General features: G+C 64.1%; 15 protein-coding genes, 1 tRNA gene and 1 pseudogene. 6 read left to right on the top strand and 11 right to left on the bottom strand.

The annotated features are described in order from the left end of the window. The first annotated feature begins 258 nt into the window (after nucleotides 1-258). Entirely contained in the window at nucleotides 259-1506 is a 1248-nt protein-coding gene (locus tag ABI582_RS14885) for a glycosyltransferase family 4 protein (protein ID WP_442119549.1), read from the top strand. Here the strand turns inward: ABI582_RS14885 and ABI582_RS14880 are convergent. Together ABI582_RS14880 and moaB are read right to left on the bottom strand one after the other, a co-directional pair. Beyond that, on the bottom strand, nucleotides 1495-2721 hold the full coding sequence (locus ABI582_RS14880) for a molybdopterin molybdotransferase MoeA (RefSeq protein ID WP_442119548.1): 1227 nt from the start codon (nucleotides 2719-2721) through the stop codon (nucleotides 1495-1497). The genes ABI582_RS14885 and ABI582_RS14880 overlap by 12 nt on opposite strands. Beyond that, nucleotides 2705-3244, bottom strand: a complete 540-nt coding sequence (moaB, locus tag ABI582_RS14875) for a molybdenum cofactor biosynthesis protein B (protein ID WP_016500759.1) — start codon at nucleotides 3242-3244, stop codon at nucleotides 2705-2707. The genes ABI582_RS14880 and moaB overlap by 17 nt, the downstream gene beginning before the upstream one ends. Before the next feature lie 187 nt (nucleotides 3245-3431). On the opposite strand from moaB, the gene ABI582_RS14870 reads away from it, so the two are divergent. Beyond that, a complete protein-coding gene (locus ABI582_RS14870) occupies nucleotides 3432-3653 on the top strand; it encodes a YgdI/YgdR family lipoprotein (RefSeq protein ID WP_016485624.1) in 222 nt (73 codons plus the stop codon). Nucleotides 3654-3733: 80 nt separating this feature from the next. Then, nucleotides 3734-3810, top strand: a tRNA-Pro gene (locus ABI582_RS14865). A gap of 54 nt (nucleotides 3811-3864) precedes the next feature. On the opposite strand, the gene ABI582_RS14860 is transcribed toward ABI582_RS14865, so the two are convergent. From ABI582_RS14860 to ABI582_RS14850, 3 genes and pseudogenes are all read right to left on the bottom strand, one after another. Continuing rightward, on the bottom strand, nucleotides 3865-4569 hold the full coding sequence (locus ABI582_RS14860; RefSeq protein ID WP_442119623.1) for a methyl-accepting chemotaxis protein: 705 nt from the start codon (nucleotides 4567-4569) through the stop codon (nucleotides 3865-3867). A gap of 228 nt (nucleotides 4570-4797) precedes the next feature. Then, nucleotides 4798-4908, bottom strand: a pseudogene (locus tag ABI582_RS14855) (hypothetical protein); the annotation flags it as partial. A gap of 763 nt (nucleotides 4909-5671) precedes the next feature. Then, complete coding sequence (locus tag ABI582_RS14850; RefSeq protein ID WP_442119547.1) at nucleotides 5672-7435, bottom strand: ABC transporter transmembrane domain-containing protein; 1764 nt, start codon at nucleotides 7433-7435, stop codon at nucleotides 5672-5674. Nucleotides 7436-7644: 209 nt separating this feature from the next. On the opposite strand from ABI582_RS14850, the gene ABI582_RS14845 reads away from it, so the two are divergent. Then, complete coding sequence (locus ABI582_RS14845; protein ID WP_442119546.1) at nucleotides 7645-7818, top strand: PA1571 family protein; 174 nt, start codon at nucleotides 7645-7647, stop codon at nucleotides 7816-7818. Nucleotides 7819-7928: 110 nt separating this feature from the next. Here the strand turns inward: ABI582_RS14845 and pdxB are convergent, their stop codons facing one another. From pdxB to rlmM, 3 genes are all read right to left on the bottom strand, one after another. Then, nucleotides 7929-9071: a 4-phosphoerythronate dehydrogenase PdxB gene (gene pdxB, locus ABI582_RS14840; protein ID WP_338746611.1), complete on the bottom strand. Its 1143-nt coding sequence runs from the start codon at nucleotides 9069-9071 to the stop codon at nucleotides 7929-7931. A gap of 60 nt (nucleotides 9072-9131) precedes the next feature. Next, nucleotides 9132-9374, bottom strand: a complete 243-nt coding sequence (gene tusA / locus ABI582_RS14835) for a sulfurtransferase TusA (RefSeq protein ID WP_016500764.1) — start codon at nucleotides 9372-9374, stop codon at nucleotides 9132-9134. A gap of 162 nt (nucleotides 9375-9536) precedes the next feature. After that, a complete protein-coding gene (gene rlmM, locus ABI582_RS14830) occupies nucleotides 9537-10601 on the bottom strand; it encodes a 23S rRNA (cytidine(2498)-2'-O)-methyltransferase RlmM (protein WP_442119545.1) in 1065 nt (354 codons plus the stop codon). 224 nt (nucleotides 10602-10825) lie between these two features. Here rlmM and acnA point away from each other — a divergent pair, with 224 nt between their 5' ends. Further along, complete coding sequence (gene acnA / locus ABI582_RS14825) at nucleotides 10826-13567, top strand: aconitate hydratase AcnA (protein WP_442119544.1); 2742 nt, start codon at nucleotides 10826-10828, stop codon at nucleotides 13565-13567. A 176-nt stretch (nucleotides 13568-13743) separates the two neighbouring features. Then, complete coding sequence (locus tag ABI582_RS14820) at nucleotides 13744-15309, top strand: methyl-accepting chemotaxis protein (protein ID WP_049272873.1); 1566 nt, start codon at nucleotides 13744-13746, stop codon at nucleotides 15307-15309. Between the two features lie 219 nt (nucleotides 15310-15528). On the opposite strand, the gene ABI582_RS14815 is transcribed toward ABI582_RS14820, so the two are convergent. The 3 genes from ABI582_RS14815 to ABI582_RS14805 all read right to left on the bottom strand — a co-directional run bounded on the left by ABI582_RS14815 (nucleotide 15529) and on the right by ABI582_RS14805 (nucleotide 17270). Beyond that, on the bottom strand, nucleotides 15529-16413 hold the full coding sequence (locus tag ABI582_RS14815; protein ID WP_338746608.1) for a pseudouridine synthase: 885 nt from the start codon (nucleotides 16411-16413) through the stop codon (nucleotides 15529-15531). Between the two features lie 51 nt (nucleotides 16414-16464). Beyond that, nucleotides 16465-16773, bottom strand: a complete 309-nt coding sequence (locus ABI582_RS14810) for a hypothetical protein (RefSeq protein ID WP_016485613.1) — start codon at nucleotides 16771-16773, stop codon at nucleotides 16465-16467. 65 nt (nucleotides 16774-16838) lie between these two features. Continuing rightward, entirely contained in the window at nucleotides 16839-17270 is a 432-nt protein-coding gene (locus ABI582_RS14805) for a D-Ala-D-Ala carboxypeptidase family metallohydrolase (protein ID WP_338746606.1), read from the bottom strand. Nucleotides 17271-17340 lie beyond the last annotated feature (70 nt).

The raw sequence follows: 17340 nt of genomic DNA, 5'->3' as shown, positions 1-17340 counted from the left end.
CGAATCGTTGCATGTCCCCAAAAAAATACCGATGCCAGCGTGGTCTTTTACCCACACCCGATAATGCGCGCTATGCTCAGAAAATGATCTTTTGACAAGTTTTTGACCCAGGCAATCAACGCCCACTGGGAAGCCAGCTTTTTGACGCCGGTTTGCCGGGCTCGAAAACCCAGCCATGGACGCGCCCCGGCAGTGATTTTCAGCACACTGGCGGTAGGCGCGTCTTTCATCCGCGGCCTTTAGCGAGGATTCCGGGTCATGCGCATTCTCTGGACACTGCCTTACCTACCCTGGCCGACCACCAGTGGCAGCAAGACCCGGCAATACCACCTGATGCGCGCACTGGCCCAGCAGGGCCACCGCATCACGCTGTTGGTGCAGTCGAAAATTCCCCTCAGCGACCCAGCCCGCGAAGCCCTGGAGCCACTGCTGGAACGCCTGATCGTACTGCCCCGCCGGCCACTGCACAGCCCGCTGAATCTGCTGGCGTCGCCGATCATCGACTACCCCATGCGTGCCATCATCAACGGCCTGTCGCCTTGCTTGCGGCACCGTTTCGAGCAGTTGCTGGACGAGCCATGGGACGTGATCCAGATCGAGCACAGCTACAGTTTCCAACCTTTCGAAAAGGCCCTGCAGGCCCGCGGGCTGCCCTACATGCTCAGCGAACACACGCTGGAGTCGGTGATGGGCGGTGCCTGCCACGACCGGCTGCCCCTGTGGCTGCGCCCGCTCAACGCCTTCGACCGCTGGCGCTACCGGCGCTGGGAACATAGGGTGCTATGCCAGCCCACCGAACTGGTGGCGGTCAGCGCGCATGATGCCGAGCTGATCGCGCAGATCAGCGGGCGACCGGTGAACGTGGTGGTCAATGGCGTGGATTGTGATTTCTACCAGCACGTGGAGCCCGCGCTACACAGCCAGCGCCTGCTGTTCGTCGGCAACTTCGAATATGGCGCCAACCTGGAGGCGATCGAGTGGGCACTGGAAGACATCATGCCCCAAGTGTGGATGAGCAACCCGGCGGTGCGCCTGGCGATAGCCGGGCATGCCCTGCCGGCTAGCTGGAAGCTGCACTGGAACGACCCACGCATCGAATGGTTCGGCTACCGCCCTGACCTGCGCGAGTTGCAAAAACGTTCGGCACTGTTCTTCGCGCCGCTGCGCTATGCCGGCGGCTCCAAGGTCAAAATCCTCGAGGCGATGGCCGCAGGCCTACCCGTGATCACTACCGGGAAAGGTGTATCGGGCCTGACTGCAAACAACGGTGAGCACTACCTGGGCAGTGATGACGGCGACCAGCTGGCCCTGCTGATCACTCAACTGCTCAACCAGCCCTGGCGCATGAGCCAGTTGAGCGCTGCCGGGCGCCAGTTCGCCCGCCAGCGCCACGACTGGAGCGTGGCCGCCCAGCAACTGGAGAACGTGCACATGCGCCTGGCCCAGGCGGCACCGGCCGAGGCCGCGCCGCTGGGCAGTGCCTGGCTGGGCCGCTCAGCCAAGTAGCTCGCTGAAGGGAATGAACGGCACGCTGTCGCCCTGTTTCGGCGTGCTGCCCTCTCGCACTTCCACCAAACCCTCGGCCCACGCCGCGCTGCGCAGCACGCCGGAGCTCTGGTTCTTGTAGATACGCACCTGGCCCTGCTCGATGCGTGCGCGCAGGTACTCGCGCCGCGTGCCGGGCTTGGGCCAGTCGAAGCCTGCCGGCATGTCGAAGCGCAGCGGCGTGACATCGGCCACGCCCTGGCGACGCAACAGATAGGGCCGAGTCAGCAAACCGAAGGTGACCAGGGTAGAGGCAGGGTTACCCGGCAGGCCGATCACCGGTACGCCCTGAAAGTGGCCGAAGGTAAGTGGCTTGCCCGGCTTGATTGCCAGCTTCCACAAGGCCAGCTCGCCGGCTTCGCGCAGGGCCGCTCCCAGGTAGTCGGCCTCGCCCACCGAAACACCGCCGGTCGACAAGATCAGATCAACGTCGCCCAGCGAGGCCAGGCAGGCGCGGGTAAGCGCCATATCATCCGGCAGGATGCCTGCATCGACCACGTCGCAGCCCAGCCGCTGCAACCAGCTGACCAGCAGCCGGCGGTTGCTGTTGTAGATTTGCCCCGGCCCCAGCGGCAAACCGGGCTCGACCAGTTCGTCACCCGTGGACAGTACCGCCACCCGCACTTTGCGCACCACGTCCAGGCGGCCGTGGCCCAAGGTCGCCGCCAGGCCCAGCTCGATCGGCCCCAGCCGGGTGCCGGCGCTCATCACCTGCTCGCCCTTGCGGGTTTCCTGGCCTTGAGGGCGGATGTTCTGATCGGCATGCAAGGGTTCGAGAAAGCGCACCCGACCGTCTTCGGCCACTTCGGTGTTTTCCTGCATCTCGACGCAATCGGCACCTTCAGGCACTGGCGCCCCGGTGAAGATGCGCGCACAGGTGCCCGGCTGCAGGGGCTGCGGCGCATGGCCGGCGAAGATCCGCTGGCTGACTGGCAGTGGCTCGCCCTGCCAGTCGGCCTTGCGCAAGGCATAGCCGTCCATGGCACTGTTTGGCCAGGGCGGCAGGTCGAGCGAGGCCACCAGGTCGGTGGCCAGCACGCGGCCCTCGGCCTCGGCCAACAGCAGGTTCTCGGTGTCACGGATCGGCGCCGCCTCGGCCAGCGCTAGCAGTTGCTCCAGGGCTTGCTCCACCGGCATCAGTGGCCGGGCCTGGCTGGCCTCAGCCACGGCTGTCACAGGCCGCTGCCTGCTTCAGGTGCGCAACGAAGTTGCAGGGGCGATGGCGTGCATCGAGCTGCTCGGCCAGGATGCCATCCCAACCGGTGCGCACTGCATTGGTCGAGCCCGGCAGGCAGCACACCAAGGTGCCGTTGGCCAGCCCGGCCAGGGCGCGCGACTGCACGGTGGAGGTGCCGATGTCGGCTACGGAAATCTGCCGGAACAGCTCACCAAAACCGTCCACCTGCTTGTCCAGCAGGCAGGCCACCGCTTCGGGCGTGCTGTCGCGGCCGGTAAAACCGGTACCACCAGTAATCAGCACCACTTGCACGCTGTCATCGGCGATCCAGGTGGCGACCTGGGCGCGGATCTTGTACAGGTCGTCTTTCAGCAGCACGCGCTCGGCCAGGCGGTGGCCCGCTGCGCTCAGGCGGTCGACGAACAGCTGGCCAGAGGTGTCGGTGTCGAAGGTGCGGGTGTCGCTGACCGTCAGCACGGCGATGTTCAGCGCCACGAAGGGGGTATCTGCCTTGGCTTTCATGGGTGTCCGTCACAACAGGATGAGATGGCCGCAGTTATATCACAGCGTACCTTTTCCCGGCGTTGCGCCATCAGCCTTGCCGTGGATCAAGAAGACAGATTTGTCGCTATGCTGCACTTGGAGTGAACTTGCACTAATGTCCTGCGTCATAAATGTCATCTAGCACCATCGCACTTGGAGAAACACGATGATCAAACGGACCCTACCCGCCTTCCTGCTCGCCTTGGGCCTGGGCGCCCTCGCTGGCTGCTCGACCCCTACCGTCATCACCCTGAACGATGGCCGGGAGATCCAGGCAACGGACAAACCGTCCTTCGACGAAGACTCCGGTTTCTACGAATTCGAGCAACTCGACGGTAAGCGCACGCGCCTGAACAAGGACCAGATCCGCACCGTCAAAGAGCTCTGATCAGGCACTCGTTTTGGCAAAGGCCCTTTTAACAACAAGGGCTTGTGGGCGAAAACGGGATGCAGTAGGATTTTGTTCATCGGAGTGTAGCGCAGCCAGGTAGCGCGTCTCGTTCGGGACGAGAAGGCCGCAGGTTCGAATCCTGTCTCTCCGACCAGATCCTTTCAAAAAGCCCGCCTTGCGCGGGCTTTTTGCTGCCCCTGAAAAAGGGTCAGGCGCTCAAGCGCGAGGTTACTTCGCCCAGCTGCCCGGACAACCCATGCAGGCGTTGCCCCGCCTGCTCGGTGTGCTGCACCGACGCCTGGTTGGCCGTGGCAATGCGGGTGATTTCGATCAGGTTGCGCGAGATGTCTTCGGCCACGCTGGTCTGCTCTTCTGCCGCCGTGGCGATCTGCCGGTTCATGTCACGGATCGCCTCCACCGCCTGAGTGATGCGCTGCAACATCTGCCCGGCCTGCTGCACCTGCTCGGCCCCCTCTTCGCTTCGCTGCTGGCCGCTTTCGATGGCCTTGACCGCTTCAACCGCACCTGACTGCACCGCTTCGATGATCTGGTGGATCTCGGCAATCGAAGCTGCCGTGCGCTGAGCCAGGCTGCGCACCTCATCGGCCACCACCGCAAAGCCACGCCCGGCCTCACCGGCGCGGGCCGCTTCGATGGCCGCGTTCAGCGCCAGCAGGTTGGTCTGCTCGGCAATACCGCGGATCACCTCCAGCACTTTGCCAATACGCGTGCTGTCATGCTCCAGGTCGCGGATTACCGCCGCCGTGCCGGCGATTTCGCGATTTACCACGCCAATGATGTCGATGGTCTGCTGCATCACCTGCTCACCCGCCTGAGCACTGTGGTCGGCGTCATCCGCTGCGCGGGCAGCTTCGGCAGCATGGCGGGCGACTTCCTGGGCGGCGGCAGACATCTCGTGCATGGCCGTGGCCACCTGGTCGGTACGCTGGAACTGGTCATGGGTACCACGGGCCATGTCGCCGGCAATGTTGCGCAGCTGGCCGCTGGCACCTTCCAGCTCCTGGGCATTGTCCTTCAGCCGGCCGACGGTGTCGGCAAGGAAGTCGCGCAGGGTGTTGGCCGCCCGCGCCAGGCGCCCCAGTTCGTCCTCGCGGCGGCTGTCCACCCGGGCGGCAAAACGGCCCTGGCTAAGCTGCGCGACGTACTCGATCAACTGGCGGATCGGCTCGATCAGGCTGCGGTTGACCAGCCACAGGCTGAGCAGCCCCACCAGTACCGCCGAGGCCAGCATCACCAGCAAGCCCAGCCATACCGTGCGTTCGGCACTGGCGTTGATGCTGGCCGCACGCTGGCGGGCATCGGCACGCAGTTGCTCGACCAGTTCGCTCATCTGCTCACTGGCGGCGCGGTCTACACCCTTCACCGCCAGGTCGCCGGCTACCGGGTCGCCACCGGCGGCGAGGAAGGCCTGACGGCCCTGCGCATAGGCCTGGCCCAACTGCCGGTGGCTGTCACGCAGTTGCTGCAACGGCGCCTTGAGCCTGGCGTCGCTGCTGTCGATCAGTTGCCCGAGCAGTTGTTGCACCTGCTGTTCGCGGGCCTGAAATTGCTGCCAATACTTGTCCAGCTCAGCCGGCTGGCGCCCGCGCAACAGCACGTTCTTCCATTCCTGCACCTGGATCTTGAACTGCAGGTTGGCTTCATCAATCAATTGCGAGGCCCGCAGCGGCCCGTCCACCAGCTCGGCATAACCCCGCACGCTGGACGACAAAAACTGGAAACACACCAGGGCGATCAGCAGCATCGCCACCAGGGCGCCGCCGAGCAGCGAGAGAATTTGCACTCTGAGGGATTTACGCAACATCGTGGATCTCGAAACCGGAAGGAAAGGAATGGCGCGCATCCGCAACACCAGGTAAGACATTCCATGTCCTTGTTGGCAGGCCAAAAAAAAGCTGCCATCAAGCAATGGCAGCCAAGTCGAGCACTTACGCAACAGTTGAGCCAGATACTCTCAGGCAATTGCTACAAAATTGTTACAAACTCGCGACGGGTTAGCCGCTGGTGAATTGCAAGGCCGCCAGCCGCGCATACAGCGGGCTTTCTTCGATCAACTGGCGGTGGGTACCGACCGCCACCACCCGGCCCTTGTCGATGACCGCGATGCGCTCGGCATGCTGCACCGTGGCCAGGCGATGGGCGATCACCAGCGTGGTACGCCCGGCCATCAGGCTGGGCAATGCCTGCTGGATCAGGTGCTCGCTCTGCGCGTCGAGCGCGCTGGTGGCCTCGTCCAGCAGCAGGATCGGTGCATCCACCAGCAACGCCCGGGCGATCGCCAGGCGCTGGCGTTGCCCGCCGGACAGGCCGATGCCGCCCTCGCCCAAGGGCGTCTGGTAGCCTTGCGGCAGCTGCCGGATGAATTCGTCAGCATGGGCGCCATGCGCTGCGGCTTCGACTTCGGCCTGGGTAGCATCGGGCCGCCCATAACGGATATTGGCGTCCATCGTGCCGCGAAACAGTGAGGGGTTTTGCGCCACCAGGGCGAACTGCCGTCGCAACTGGTCGGGATCCAGCTCGGTGACCGGCTGGCCATCGAGCAGGATGCGCCCTTGCTGCGGGTCGTAGAAGCGCAGCAACAAATCGAAAAGGGTCGACTTGCCCGCCCCCGAGGGGCCCACCAAGGCCACGGTCTGCCCGGGCTCGATGACCAGGCTCAGGCCATCGACAGCCGCCACCGAAGGCCGTGACGGGTAGGCGAACACCAACTGCTGCAGCTCGATATGCCCGCTGGCCCGCTGCTGCGGTAGCGTCTGCGCCACAGTGGGTGGCAGGATCGCACTGCGCGCCGCCAACAGCTCGGCAATACGTTCGGCCGCACCGGCTGCACGTTGCAGCTCGCCGATCACCTCACTGAGGGTGCCAAATGCGCTCCCGACGATCAGGCTGTAGAACACAAAAGCCGCCAGCTCGCCGGCGGAAATACGCCCGGCGATCACATCCATGCCGCCAACCCACAGCATCACCCCTACCGCCCCTAACACCAGCACGATTACCAGGGTAATCAGCCAGGCTCGCTGGGCAATCCGCTTGCGGGCCACGCCAAAGGCGGCTTCGACCGTGTCGGCGAACCGCTCGCGGTCGTGCGCCTGGTGATTGTAGGCCTGTACCGTCTTGATCTGGCCCAGGGTCTCGGCCACGTAGCTGCCCACATCGGCCACCCGGTCCAGGCTCTGGCGCGACAGGCTGCGCACCCGGCGGCCGAAGAGCAGGATGGGAGCCAGCACCAGCGGCAGTGCCACCACCACGATGCTGGTGAGCTTGGGGTTGGTGATGAAGAGCAGCACCACACCGCCTATGACCATCAGCGCGTTGCGCAGGAACATCGACAGCGACGAGCCTATGACCGATTGCAGCAAGGTGGTGTCGGCGGTCAGCCGCGACTGGATCTCGGAACTGCGGTTGTCCTCGAAAAAGCCGGGGTGCAGGCCGATCAGGTGGTCGAACACGGCACGGCGGATATCGGCCACGCAGCGCTCGCCGATCCACGACACCAGGTAGAAACGGCTGAAGGTGCCCACTGCCAGGGCCAGCACCAGCAGCAGGAACAGGCCGATGGTCTGGTTGAGCTGGTGCGCCGAGCGGGTCATGAAGCCCTGGTCTACCAGCAGGCGGATGCCCTGCCCCATGGACAGCGTGATGGCGGCAGTGACCACCAGGGCCAACAAGGCCAGCAGCACCTGTCGACGGTACGGACGAACGAACTGCCAAGCCAGGCGCAAGGCTCGGCGTTGGCGAGGGGAAACCGGATCGGGCATGGCGGCGGCTACGATGGCGGGGAAACCGCAGACTACCACTCATCTGGGCAGGGGGAATGCATGCAGGGTGCTATAACGCATCGATCTAAACAGATGATGGAGCTTTCACAGGGTTTCTGTTGCACTGTTGCTGCCGTGACACAGAAGCTGTCACAGGCCAGTCACGGCGCAGGGCTACCCTGAACTTGAACCTGAAGAGGAGACAGTGCATGAGCTTGCAGCATGGCAGTGACAACCAGAAGCCTCAGACCACCCCGCCACCCCCGGCATGCGGTTCGATCATCGACGGCAAGGGGCGCGAAGTGCCAATTACCGAGCAGATGATCCAGCAGGCCTGCAAGGCCCTGGAAGAAAGCAGGGTCGAGCGCGTACACAAAGGTTGATCGGCGAATTTTTTGCAACCCGGCGCCTGCGCCGGGTTTTTATTGCCTGACAGCCGGTGTACGCCGCTCCTACAGGGGGACCGCAAAAACCTGCGGGAATTGCGAGCCTGTCAGACCAACTCCGCCCCCAAGGCACTGACCAGCTGCGCCAACTGCGGCGACTCCCCACGCAAGCGCACTGCCAACCCTTCGATCTCGCGCCGAGGCGGGTATTGCTTGCGCAACTGGTCGAACGCCGCACGCTGCTGCTGCGGGTCATCACTCAGGCTGCGACGGAAGTCGGCATCGTCGCGGCGTGGGTCGTACACGGCGCGGCAGAGGGTCGCCAATGCCCAGGCCGGGTCGGTGCTGGCATCCAGCTCGATCTGCGCCAGCGGCGTCCGGGGCAGCAAGTCTGTCAGCTGCACCTGCTCGTCCACACCCAGGAAGCGGCACAGCGCCTGGTAGATCTGCGCCGTGCCACGCTGGCGGCCGTCGAGGCTGTAGCCGGCAATGTGGGGCGAGGCCAGTGTGCACAGGTCGGCCAATTGCAGGTCGACCTGTGGCTCGCCCTCCCACACATCCAGCACCGCATGCACGTCTTCACGGTCCAGCAGCAGCTCGCGCAAGGCGGCGTTGTCCACCACCGGGCCACGGCTGGCGTTGATCAGCCAGGCACCCGGGCGCAACTGCGCAAGCTGCGCCTGGCCCAGCAGGTGCCAGGTCGGGTGCTCGCCACCTCGCTGCAACGGGGTATGCAGGCTGATCACATCGCACTGTTGCACAATGGTTTCCAGGCTGACGTAGTTGCCGCCCTCGGCGGCCTGGCGCAACGGGTCGCACACCAGCACCTTCCAGCCCAGGCCGTGCAGCACCCGCACCAGGCGGCCACCCACCTCACCCGCGCCCACCACGCCATACACGCGCTCAGGCAGTGCCACGCCATCCAGCTCGGCCAGGGTCAACAGGCTGCCCAGTACGTAGTCGACCACACCGCGGGCATTACAGCCCGGCGCACTGCTCCAGCGGATGCCAGCTTCGGCAAAGTAGTCCAGGTCCAGGTGATCGGTGCCAATGGTGCAGGTGCCGACAAAGCGTACGCGGCTGCCTTCGAGCAACTGGCGGTCGACCTTGGTTACCGAGCGCACCAACAGGATGTCGGCGTCCTTGACGCTGGCGGCATCGAGGCTTCGGCCGGGGTAACGGCGGATTTCACCGAAGCCCTGGAAGAAGGCATCGAGCAGCGGGATGTTCTCGTCGGCAACTATCAGCATGGCGCTCTCCTGTCTGGGGAACGCAGTGTAGGCGCAACGCCGGGCGTGTTCCAGAGCGCTTCAGTCGGCTTTTTTGCGGATCCAGTACAGGAAGGTACCGGCGTCCTCTTGCTGTTGCAGCAGTTCGTGGCCGAGGAAGTTGCAGAATTTGGGGATGTCGCGGCGGGTCGACGGGTCGGTGGCGATAACCTTGAGCAGGCCACCAGCGGCCAGGTCACGCACGTGCTGGTGCAGCATCATCACCGGTTCCGGGCAGTTCAGGCCGGTGGCATCGAGGATGGCGTCGGGGGTGAAATCGGTCATGGGGGGCTCCGAAAATGATCGCCATTGTCGCGCATAGCGCGACGCGGTCCAAGGGGGCTCAGACGCATGCCTTCATCTTTGTGTGTATCTCGAGATCGAGCGCCGCCCGCGCGGCGCTCGGTCTCAATGCAAACAGCAAATGAAGCTATCCACAGGAAACACTCAGCGCGGCTTCAGATCAAGCCGGCGCAGGTGGCAAGTCACTTCCTCACGGTCGTGGTACAGCTGCTTGCAGGTAATCGATACCCTGATCTTGCGCGCCTTGAACGTCGCCTCCATGCGGTCGAGCAGCCGGCGTACTTCGGCATAGCGCTGCTTCATCGGCAGCTTCAGGTTGACCACTGCCTCGCGGCACAGCCCCTCGCCCAGCCAGGTTTCGATCAGCGAGGTGGTGCGCGCCGGCTTCTCGACAATGTCGCACACCATCCAGTCCACCGGCTGCTTCGGCTGCCAGGTAAAACCATCAGCCATCAGGTGCTGAACCAGGCCTGTGTCCATCAGGCTTTCGGCCATCGGGCCGTTGTCGATGGCGGTCACCAGCATGCCCCGGCGCACCAGCTGGTAAGTCCAGCCACCCGGCGAAGCGCCCAGATCAACGCCGGTCATGTCATCGCCCAGGCGCTGCTCCCATTGCTCGCGCGGGATGAACTGATGCCACGCTTCTTCCAGCTTGAGGGTCGAACGGCTGGGTGCCTCGCGGGGGAATTTCAGGCGCGGAATGCCCATGGGCCACAGGGCACTGTTGTTGGCCGGGGCAACGCCGGCGAACACCCGCCGGCCGCTGATGAAAGTGAGCAGCAGGCGTGGGCGGCTGGCGTCGTCAACCAGGCGGCCGGCCTTTTCCAGCGCCTTGCGCAGCGGCACTTCGAACTTGCGGCAAAAAGTAGACAATTCCTTGCCTTCGTTACTGTCCAGCACTTCCAGCCACAGGCTGCCGAACACAGGCAAATCGGCCAGCTCCGCCAGCAGCACACTGATGCGGTCAGTTTCCGGCAGTTCGACATAACCGCCCCGGGCCCACTGGCGCGGGAAAATCAGCTCGTTGAAACGCAGCGCCCCCATCAGCCGCTCGGCGCCGCCTTCTTCGGTACAGACAAACTCGGCGCTGGCACTGTGCGGCTTGCCTTTGGCATAGCCCGCAATGCCCAGACGGGCGGCATGTTCGCTGATTTCGGCGCACACCTCGCCCTCGAAACCGGGCCGGCAATGCATGAACAGGGTATTCATCTCTCACTCCACTACGGCTGGCGCGCAACAGGCGCCGGCAGGGCGGCGATAATAAAGGAAGTTCGGAACCTGCGACACGCCCCGCCGGTCCAGAAAAGGGTCAGGGGCCGCAAACCGGTCTAACCTGACCACTCAGCCAGGTCCGTACCGTGCGGATCGAAACAGAGCGGTGACACCGGCAGACCTTGAGTATTTGCCGGGCACCGGCGCAGAAGGAGTTGGCAATGCCCTCGCTCGACAGCCTGAACACCCTCAAGACCCTCCAGGTCGGTAACCAGACCTATCACTATTTCAGCCTTCCAGAGGCCGCCCGCCAGTTGGGCGACCTGCAACGCCTGCCCATGTCGCTGAAGGTGCTGCTGGAAAACCTGCTGCGCTGGGAGGACGGCCACACCGTCACCGGCGACGACTTGCGCGCCCTTGCCCAATGGCTAAGCGAGCGGCGCTCCGACCGCGAGATCCAGTATCGCCCGGCGCGTGTGCTGATGCAGGACTTCACCGGCGTGCCGGCCGTGGTCGACCTGGCCGCCATGCGCGCAGCCATGGCCAAGGCCGGCGGCGACCCGCAGCGGATCAACCCGTTGTCTCCGGTGGACCTGGTGATCGACCACTCGGTAATGGTCGACCATTACGGCACCCCAAAGGCCTTCGGCGAGAACGTGGATATCGAAATGCAGCGCAATGGCGAGCGCTATGCCTTCCTGCGCTGGGGCCAGAGCGCCTTCGACAACTTCCGCGTAGTACCGCCGGGCACCGGCATCTGCCACCAGGTCAACCTGGAGTACCTGGGCCGCACGGTGTGGACCCGTGAAGCCGATGGCCGCACCTACGCCTTCCCCGATACCTTGGTGGGCACAGACTCGCACACCACCATGATCAATGGCCTCGGCGTGCTCGGCTGGGGTGTCGGTGGCATCGAGGCAGAGGCGGCCATGCTCGGCCAACCCGTGTCGATGCTGATCCCCGAGGTGATCGGCTTCAAACTGACCGGCAAGCTGCGCGAAGGTATTACCGCCACCGACCTGGTGCTGACGGTAACGCAGATGCTGCGCAAGAAGGGTGTGGTGGGCAAGTTCGTCGAGTTTTATGGCGACGGCCTGGCCGAACTGCCGCTGGCAGACCGTGCGACCATCGCCAACATGGCACCGGAGTATGGCGCCACCTGCGGTTTCTTCCCGGTTGACGAGGTGACACTGGACTACCTGCGCCTGTCGGGCCGACCAGACGCGACTGTGCAACTGGTCGAGCAGTACTGCAAGGCCCAGGGCCTGTGGCGCCTGCCGGGGCAGGAGCCGTTGTTCAGCGACAGCCTGGAACTGGACATGCACGAGGTCGAAGCAAGCCTGGCCGGGCCCAAGCGGCCGCAGGACCGCGTGGCGCTGGGCCAGGTCAGCCAGGCCTTTGACCATTTCATCGAACTGCAGCCCAAGCCGCTGGCCAAGGAAGTCGGCCGCCTGGAAAGCGAGGGCGGCGGCGGCGTGGCGGTGGGCAACGCCGACCAGGCTGGCGAGATCGACTACAGCCATGGAGGCCAGACTCACACCCTGCGCGATGGCGCCGTGGTGATTGCCGCAATCACCTCCTGCACCAACACTTCCAACCCCAGTGTGATGATGGCGGCCGGCCTGGTGGCGAAAAAGGCCCTGGAAAAAGGCCTGCAACGCAAACCCTGGGTCAAGAGCTCGCTGGCGCCGGGCTCCAAGGTAGTCACCGACTATTTCGAGGCAGCGGGGCTCACCCCCTACCTCGATCAACTGGGCTTCGACCTGGTCGGCTATGGCTGCACCACCTGCATCGGCAACTCCGGCCCGCTGGACGAAGCGATCGAGAAAGCCATCGGCAGCGCTGACCTCACCGTAGCCTCGGTGCTGTCGGGCAACCGCAACTTCGAAGGCCGCGTGCACCCGCTGGTCAAGACCAACTGGCTGGCCTCGCCCCCGCTGGTAGTGGCTTACGCGCTGGCCGGCAGCGTGCGCCTGGACCTGACCCGCGACCCGCTGGGCACGGGCAACGACGGCCAACCGGTGTACCTGAAGGATATCTGGCCAAGCCAGCAGGAAATTGCAGCGGCCGTGGCCAAGGTGGATACCGCCATGTTCCACAAGGAATACGCCGAAGTGTTTACCGGCGATGCGCTGTGGCAGGCCATCGAGGTGCCACAGGCTGCCACCTATGTGTGGCAGGCCGACTCAACCTATATCCAGCATCCGCCGTTCTTCGACGACATCGGCGGGCCGCCGCCACAGATTGCCGACATCCACGGTGCGCGGGTACTGGCGCTGTTGGGCGACTCGGTGACCACCGACCATATCTCACCGGCTGGCAACATCAAGGCCGACAGCCCTGCCGGGCGCTATCTGCGCGAGAAAGGCGTGGAGCCACGCGATTTCAACTCCTATGGCTCGCGGCGTGGCAACCATGAAGTGATGATGCGCGGTACCTTCGCCAACATCCGTATCCGCAACGAAATGCTGGGCGGTGAGGAAGGCGGCAACACCTTGCACGTCCCCACTGGCGAGAAGATGTCGATCTACGACGCGGCCATGCGCTACCAGCAGGAAGGCACCCCGCTGGTGGTGATTGCCGGCCAGGAGTATGGCACCGGCTCGAGCCGCGACTGGGCGGCCAAGGGTACCAACCTGCTGGGCATCAAAGCGGTGCTGGCGGAGAGTTTCGAGCGCATTCACCGCTCCAACCTGGTGGGCATGGGCGTGCTGCCGCTGCAGTTCAAGGCCGGCCACGACCGCAAGCAACTGGTGCTGACCGGCAAGGAGCGGATTGACGTGCTGGGTTTGAGCGGTGCACAGATCCGCCCGGGCATGAGCCTGCCGTTGCGCATTACCCGCGAAGATGGGCGCCAGGAACAGATCGAGGTGCTGTGCCGGATCGATACCTTGAATGAAGTGGAGTACTTCAAGGCCGGCGGAATTCTGCACTACGTGTTGCGACAGATGATCGCCGGCTGAGGGGAGGTTCGGCTGCAGATTTGCGGCGCTCTCGAGACCGAGCGCCGCCCGCGCGGCGCTCGATTTCACAGGCGCCAGAGCTCCAACGACGAACCAACCCCAGCCACATTAAATAATCATTCAATAAAACCCGTAGCGTGCCGATACCAGTCCAAAGCCCTGCGGACTATCAACCCATGCGTAACAACCAGCCGATTACCCAGAGAGAACGGACTTTCCCTGCCCAGCAGCGGTTGATCTCCACCACCAACGCCAAGGGCGTGATCACCTACTGTAACGATGCTTTCATCGAGATCAGCGGTTTCACCCGCGAGGAGTTGACCGGCGCACCGCACAACCTGGTACGCCACCCCGACGTGCCGCCTGCCGTGTTTGCCCATATGTGGCAAACCCTCAAGCAAGGCCAGCCGTGGATGGGCATCGTCAAGAACCGTTGCAAGTCCGGCGACCACTACTGGGTAAACGCCTACGTCACACCGATTTACGATAACAACCAGGTCGTCGGTTTCGAGTCGGTGCGGGTCAAGCCAACCGCCGAGCAGATTCGCCGCGCCGAAGCACTGTACCAGCGCATCAACCAGGGCAAGCCGGCTGTACCTCGCAGGGACAAGTGGCTGCCGGTGCTGCAGGACTGGCTGCCGTTCATCCTGATCAGCCAGGTAGGCTTCCTGATCGGCAACTGGCTGGGCCACTCCTGGGGCTTTGCCCTGGCTGCCGGGCTATCCGTACCCCTGGGCCTGCTTGGCTTGAGCTGGCAGCAGCGCGGCCTCAAGCGCCTGTTGCGCCTGGCCGAACAGACCACCTCCGACCCGCTGATCGCGCAGATGTTCACCGACAGCCGTGGCGTGCAGGCGCGCCTGGAAATGGCCATGCTCAGCCAGGATGCCCGCATGAAAACCTGCCTGACCCGCCTGCAGGACAGTGCCGAACACCTCAGCGACCAGGCGCGCCAGTCCGACGCCCTGGCGCACAAGAGTTCCTCGGGGCTGGAGCGCCAGCGCGTAGAAACCGAGCAGGTCGCCGCCGCCGTCAACCAGATGGCCGCTACCACCCAGGAAGTGGCCAACCACGTCCAGCGCACCGCCGACGCCACCCAAGAAGCCAATCGCCTGACCAGCCAGGGCCGGCAGATTGCCGGGGAAACCCGCGAGGCAATCGAACGCCTGTCGGCAGCGGTGGGCGAAACCGGTCAGACGGTCACCCAACTGGCCAAGGACAGCGACGAGATTGGTGGCGTGGTCGACGTGATCAAGGGCATTGCCGACCAGACCAACTTGCTGGCACTGAATGCGGCCATCGAAGCGGCGCGTGCCGGTGAAATGGGCCGTGGCTTTGCTGTGGTGGCCGACGAAGTGCGTCAACTGGCCCAGCGCACTGCCGAGTCCACCGGCCAGATCCACGGTCTGATCGCCAAGCTGCAACAAACCGCCAGCAACGCCGTGCTGACCATGGAAACCGGCCACCGCCAGGCGCAGGAAGGCGTCGACCGTGTGATGCAGGCTGACGAGGCACTGGTGGGGATCAGCGAAGCGGTGGCCAACATCACCGACATGGCCACCCAGATTGCCGCCGCAACCGAAGAGCAGACTGCAGTGGCCGACGAAATCAGCCGCAACATCAGCACGATTGCCGAACTGGCCGACCAGACCGCCGAACAGGCGCAGCATTCGGCACTGCTGAGCGAGGAACTGACCAGCACGGCGGGTAGCCAGTATTCGCTGGTGGAGCGGTTCAACCGCTGACGCTCGCGACCCGGCACTCCACCGCTGTGGGTGGCACCGGCTCTGCCGGTGTTCGCGGCTAAAGCCGCTCCCACAGGAACCGAGTGACCTTGAAGCCTGCGACGTACCTGTGGGAGCGGGCATGCCCGCGAAGAAACCAACGCGGTGGATGGCACCGGCCCTGCCGGTGTTCGCGGGCATGCCCGCTCCCACGAGGACCGCGTATGCCTGCTGTCTGTGTTACCAGTCCAGCCGCAGGCGGCTCTCGAAATAGCGCTCTTCGCCGCTCAACGGGTCCTCGAAACGCAAGCTCTGCGCCAGCAGTTTCAGCGGCCGCTGGTAGTCATCCTCTGCATCAAGCAGCTGCGGATAGAACGGGTCATTGCAGATTCCCGCCCCCAAGGCTGCCATGTGCACGCGCAACTGGTGGGTCTTGCCGGTCACTGGCGACAGCCCATAGCGCCACAGCTTACCGTTCTTCTCCAGCACCTCGGCCAAGGTTTCGCTGTTGGCCTCCCCTTCCACTTCGTGCATACGGAAAAACGGCTCGCCATGCACCAGGCGGCTTTTGTGCACCAGTGGAAATGCATGCTGCGGCATTGCCGCCGCAATGGCCTGGTAGCGCTTGTCGATGCGCCGTTCAGGGAACAGGCGCTGGTAGGCGCTACGGCTGTGGGGGTTGGCGGAAAACAGCACGAGCCCGGCGGTGTGCCGGTCAATGCGGTGCAACGGCACCAGGTGCGGGTTATCCAGGCGACGGATCAGGCGGCGCAGCAAGGTCTGCTCGACGTATTCACCGGTTGGCGTCACCGGCAGGAAATGCGGTTTGTCTGCCACCACCAGGTGTTCATCCGCGTGCAGTACCACCTCCTGCACCGGGATCGGCCGCTCGTTCGGCACTTCGCGAAAGTAGTGCAAACGCAGGCCACGCTTGTAGGGTAACTCGGCGGCAACCGCCCGGCCCTCTGCATCCAGCACCCGGCCACGGGCAAAACGGTCCAGCCACTGAGCGCGGTCGATGGCCTTGAAATGATCGCACAGGCAATCGAGCACCGTCGCCCAGTTACCGGGGGGCAGGCACACCGTGCTGGCTTGCTGGCGGGCGGGGTCGAAGGGCGCGGTCATGGCAGGGCTCGAAACATTCACGGCCGCGCATTATCGCCCAAGCCCGCGCCCTCAACCAGCCTGCACTATCGCCTCGCTGCGTTCCTTCAGCCAGCGCAGCACCTGCACCGGCTCCCAACGACCTGGGTCGTAAAGGGCATAGAGCAACCCCTGGTAACCCACCACATCCAGCCCGCGGTGGTAGCCGGCACGCTGGAACAAGGCCTCGATCTCGGCGAAGCAGGTATTGAAGTGGACTTTACCGAACGGCGTGCGGTCGTCGGTCACCAGGCCTTCGAGGCGCAGTTCCAGAACGGCGTCAGCCACCCGATCCACGGGCATGCGATTGACGCTGTACTTGAGTTGCTCGACGTTGAGCATGGCTTTACCTCGATACTGTATTTATATACAGCATACGAACATCCCCTTGCCGCCGTCAATGCGCTTCATTGCAGCCCCGCCAGGTAGCCACTGCCTTTGCGCATGGTCAAAACCTGCCGACGTGGCGTAACACGGGCCACCGACAAATGCACCCATCTGTCGAACTCAAGGATGAGTTGATCGAACGGCACGGCGCTTTCGCTGATCCTGCGCACGGTTTCCCGGGGGCTGACTTCCATTACCGTGAAGTCCGCCGCCAGCCCTTGTACATGCTGGCTGTTCGGCGCACCGCCGATCAGCCGGTTGACCTTCTCGCTGCGAAAAGCGCTGCTGACGATGATCGGCGCGCCGAACAGTGCGCGCACCTGTTCTAGCGCACAACACAGCAATTGCAGGTTGGCCCGGGCTTCAAGGGGCGGGGTATTATCGAATCCGTCCCTGGCGGCGAGCTGAGAAACGGTCATTTCTTCGACCGTGAAATGGGGAGTGATCAACATGGCGAACTATTCCGATGATTGCAAAGGTAACGGCGCCAGAGTGCGCCGGTACTTGATCATCAGCTCGCGT

Origin of the sequence: Pseudomonas sp. SAS7, from assembly GCF_052112345.1 — a bacterium.
Lineage (GTDB): Bacteria > Pseudomonadota > Gammaproteobacteria > Pseudomonadales > Pseudomonadaceae > Aquipseudomonas > Aquipseudomonas putida_Q.
This window is presented reverse-complemented; position numbering and strand designations above follow the sequence as displayed.

What these genes read in the sequence shown, in the direction of transcription:
- ABI582_RS14815 (WP_338746608.1), bottom strand. Translation starts at nt 16,413, where the DNA reads ATGACCGCGCCCTTCGACCCCGCCCGCCAGCAAGCCAGCACGGTGTGC.
- rlmM (WP_442119545.1), bottom strand. Translation starts at nt 10,601, where the DNA reads ATGAATACCCTGTTCATGCATTGCCGGCCCGGTTTCGAGGGCGAGGTG.
- ABI582_RS14810 (WP_016485613.1), bottom strand. Translation starts at nt 16,773, where the DNA reads ATGCTCAACGTCGAGCAACTCAAGTACAGCGTCAATCGCATGCCCGTG.
- moaB (WP_016500759.1), bottom strand. Translation starts at nt 3,244, where the DNA reads ATGAAAGCCAAGGCAGATACCCCCTTCGTGGCGCTGAACATCGCCGTG.
- ABI582_RS14860 (WP_442119623.1), bottom strand. Translation starts at nt 4,569, where the DNA reads ATGTCTGCCGCCGCCCAGGAAGTCGCCCGCCATGCTGCCGAAGCTGCC.
- acnA (WP_442119544.1), top strand. Translation starts at nt 10,826, where the DNA reads ATGCCCTCGCTCGACAGCCTGAACACCCTCAAGACCCTCCAGGTCGGT.
- ABI582_RS14885 (WP_442119549.1), top strand. Translation starts at nt 259, where the DNA reads ATGCGCATTCTCTGGACACTGCCTTACCTACCCTGGCCGACCACCAGT.
- ABI582_RS14850 (WP_442119547.1), bottom strand. Translation starts at nt 7,435, where the DNA reads ATGCCCGATCCGGTTTCCCCTCGCCAACGCCGAGCCTTGCGCCTGGCT.
- ABI582_RS14820 (WP_049272873.1), top strand. Translation starts at nt 13,744, where the DNA reads ATGCGTAACAACCAGCCGATTACCCAGAGAGAACGGACTTTCCCTGCC.
- ABI582_RS14845 (WP_442119546.1), top strand. Translation starts at nt 7,645, where the DNA reads ATGAGCTTGCAGCATGGCAGTGACAACCAGAAGCCTCAGACCACCCCG.
- pdxB (WP_338746611.1), bottom strand. Translation starts at nt 9,071, where the DNA reads ATGCTGATAGTTGCCGACGAGAACATCCCGCTGCTCGATGCCTTCTTC.
- ABI582_RS14805 (WP_338746606.1), bottom strand. Translation starts at nt 17,270, where the DNA reads ATGTTGATCACTCCCCATTTCACGGTCGAAGAAATGACCGTTTCTCAG.
- tusA (WP_016500764.1), bottom strand. Translation starts at nt 9,374, where the DNA reads ATGACCGATTTCACCCCCGACGCCATCCTCGATGCCACCGGCCTGAAC.
- ABI582_RS14870 (WP_016485624.1), top strand. Translation starts at nt 3,432, where the DNA reads ATGATCAAACGGACCCTACCCGCCTTCCTGCTCGCCTTGGGCCTGGGC.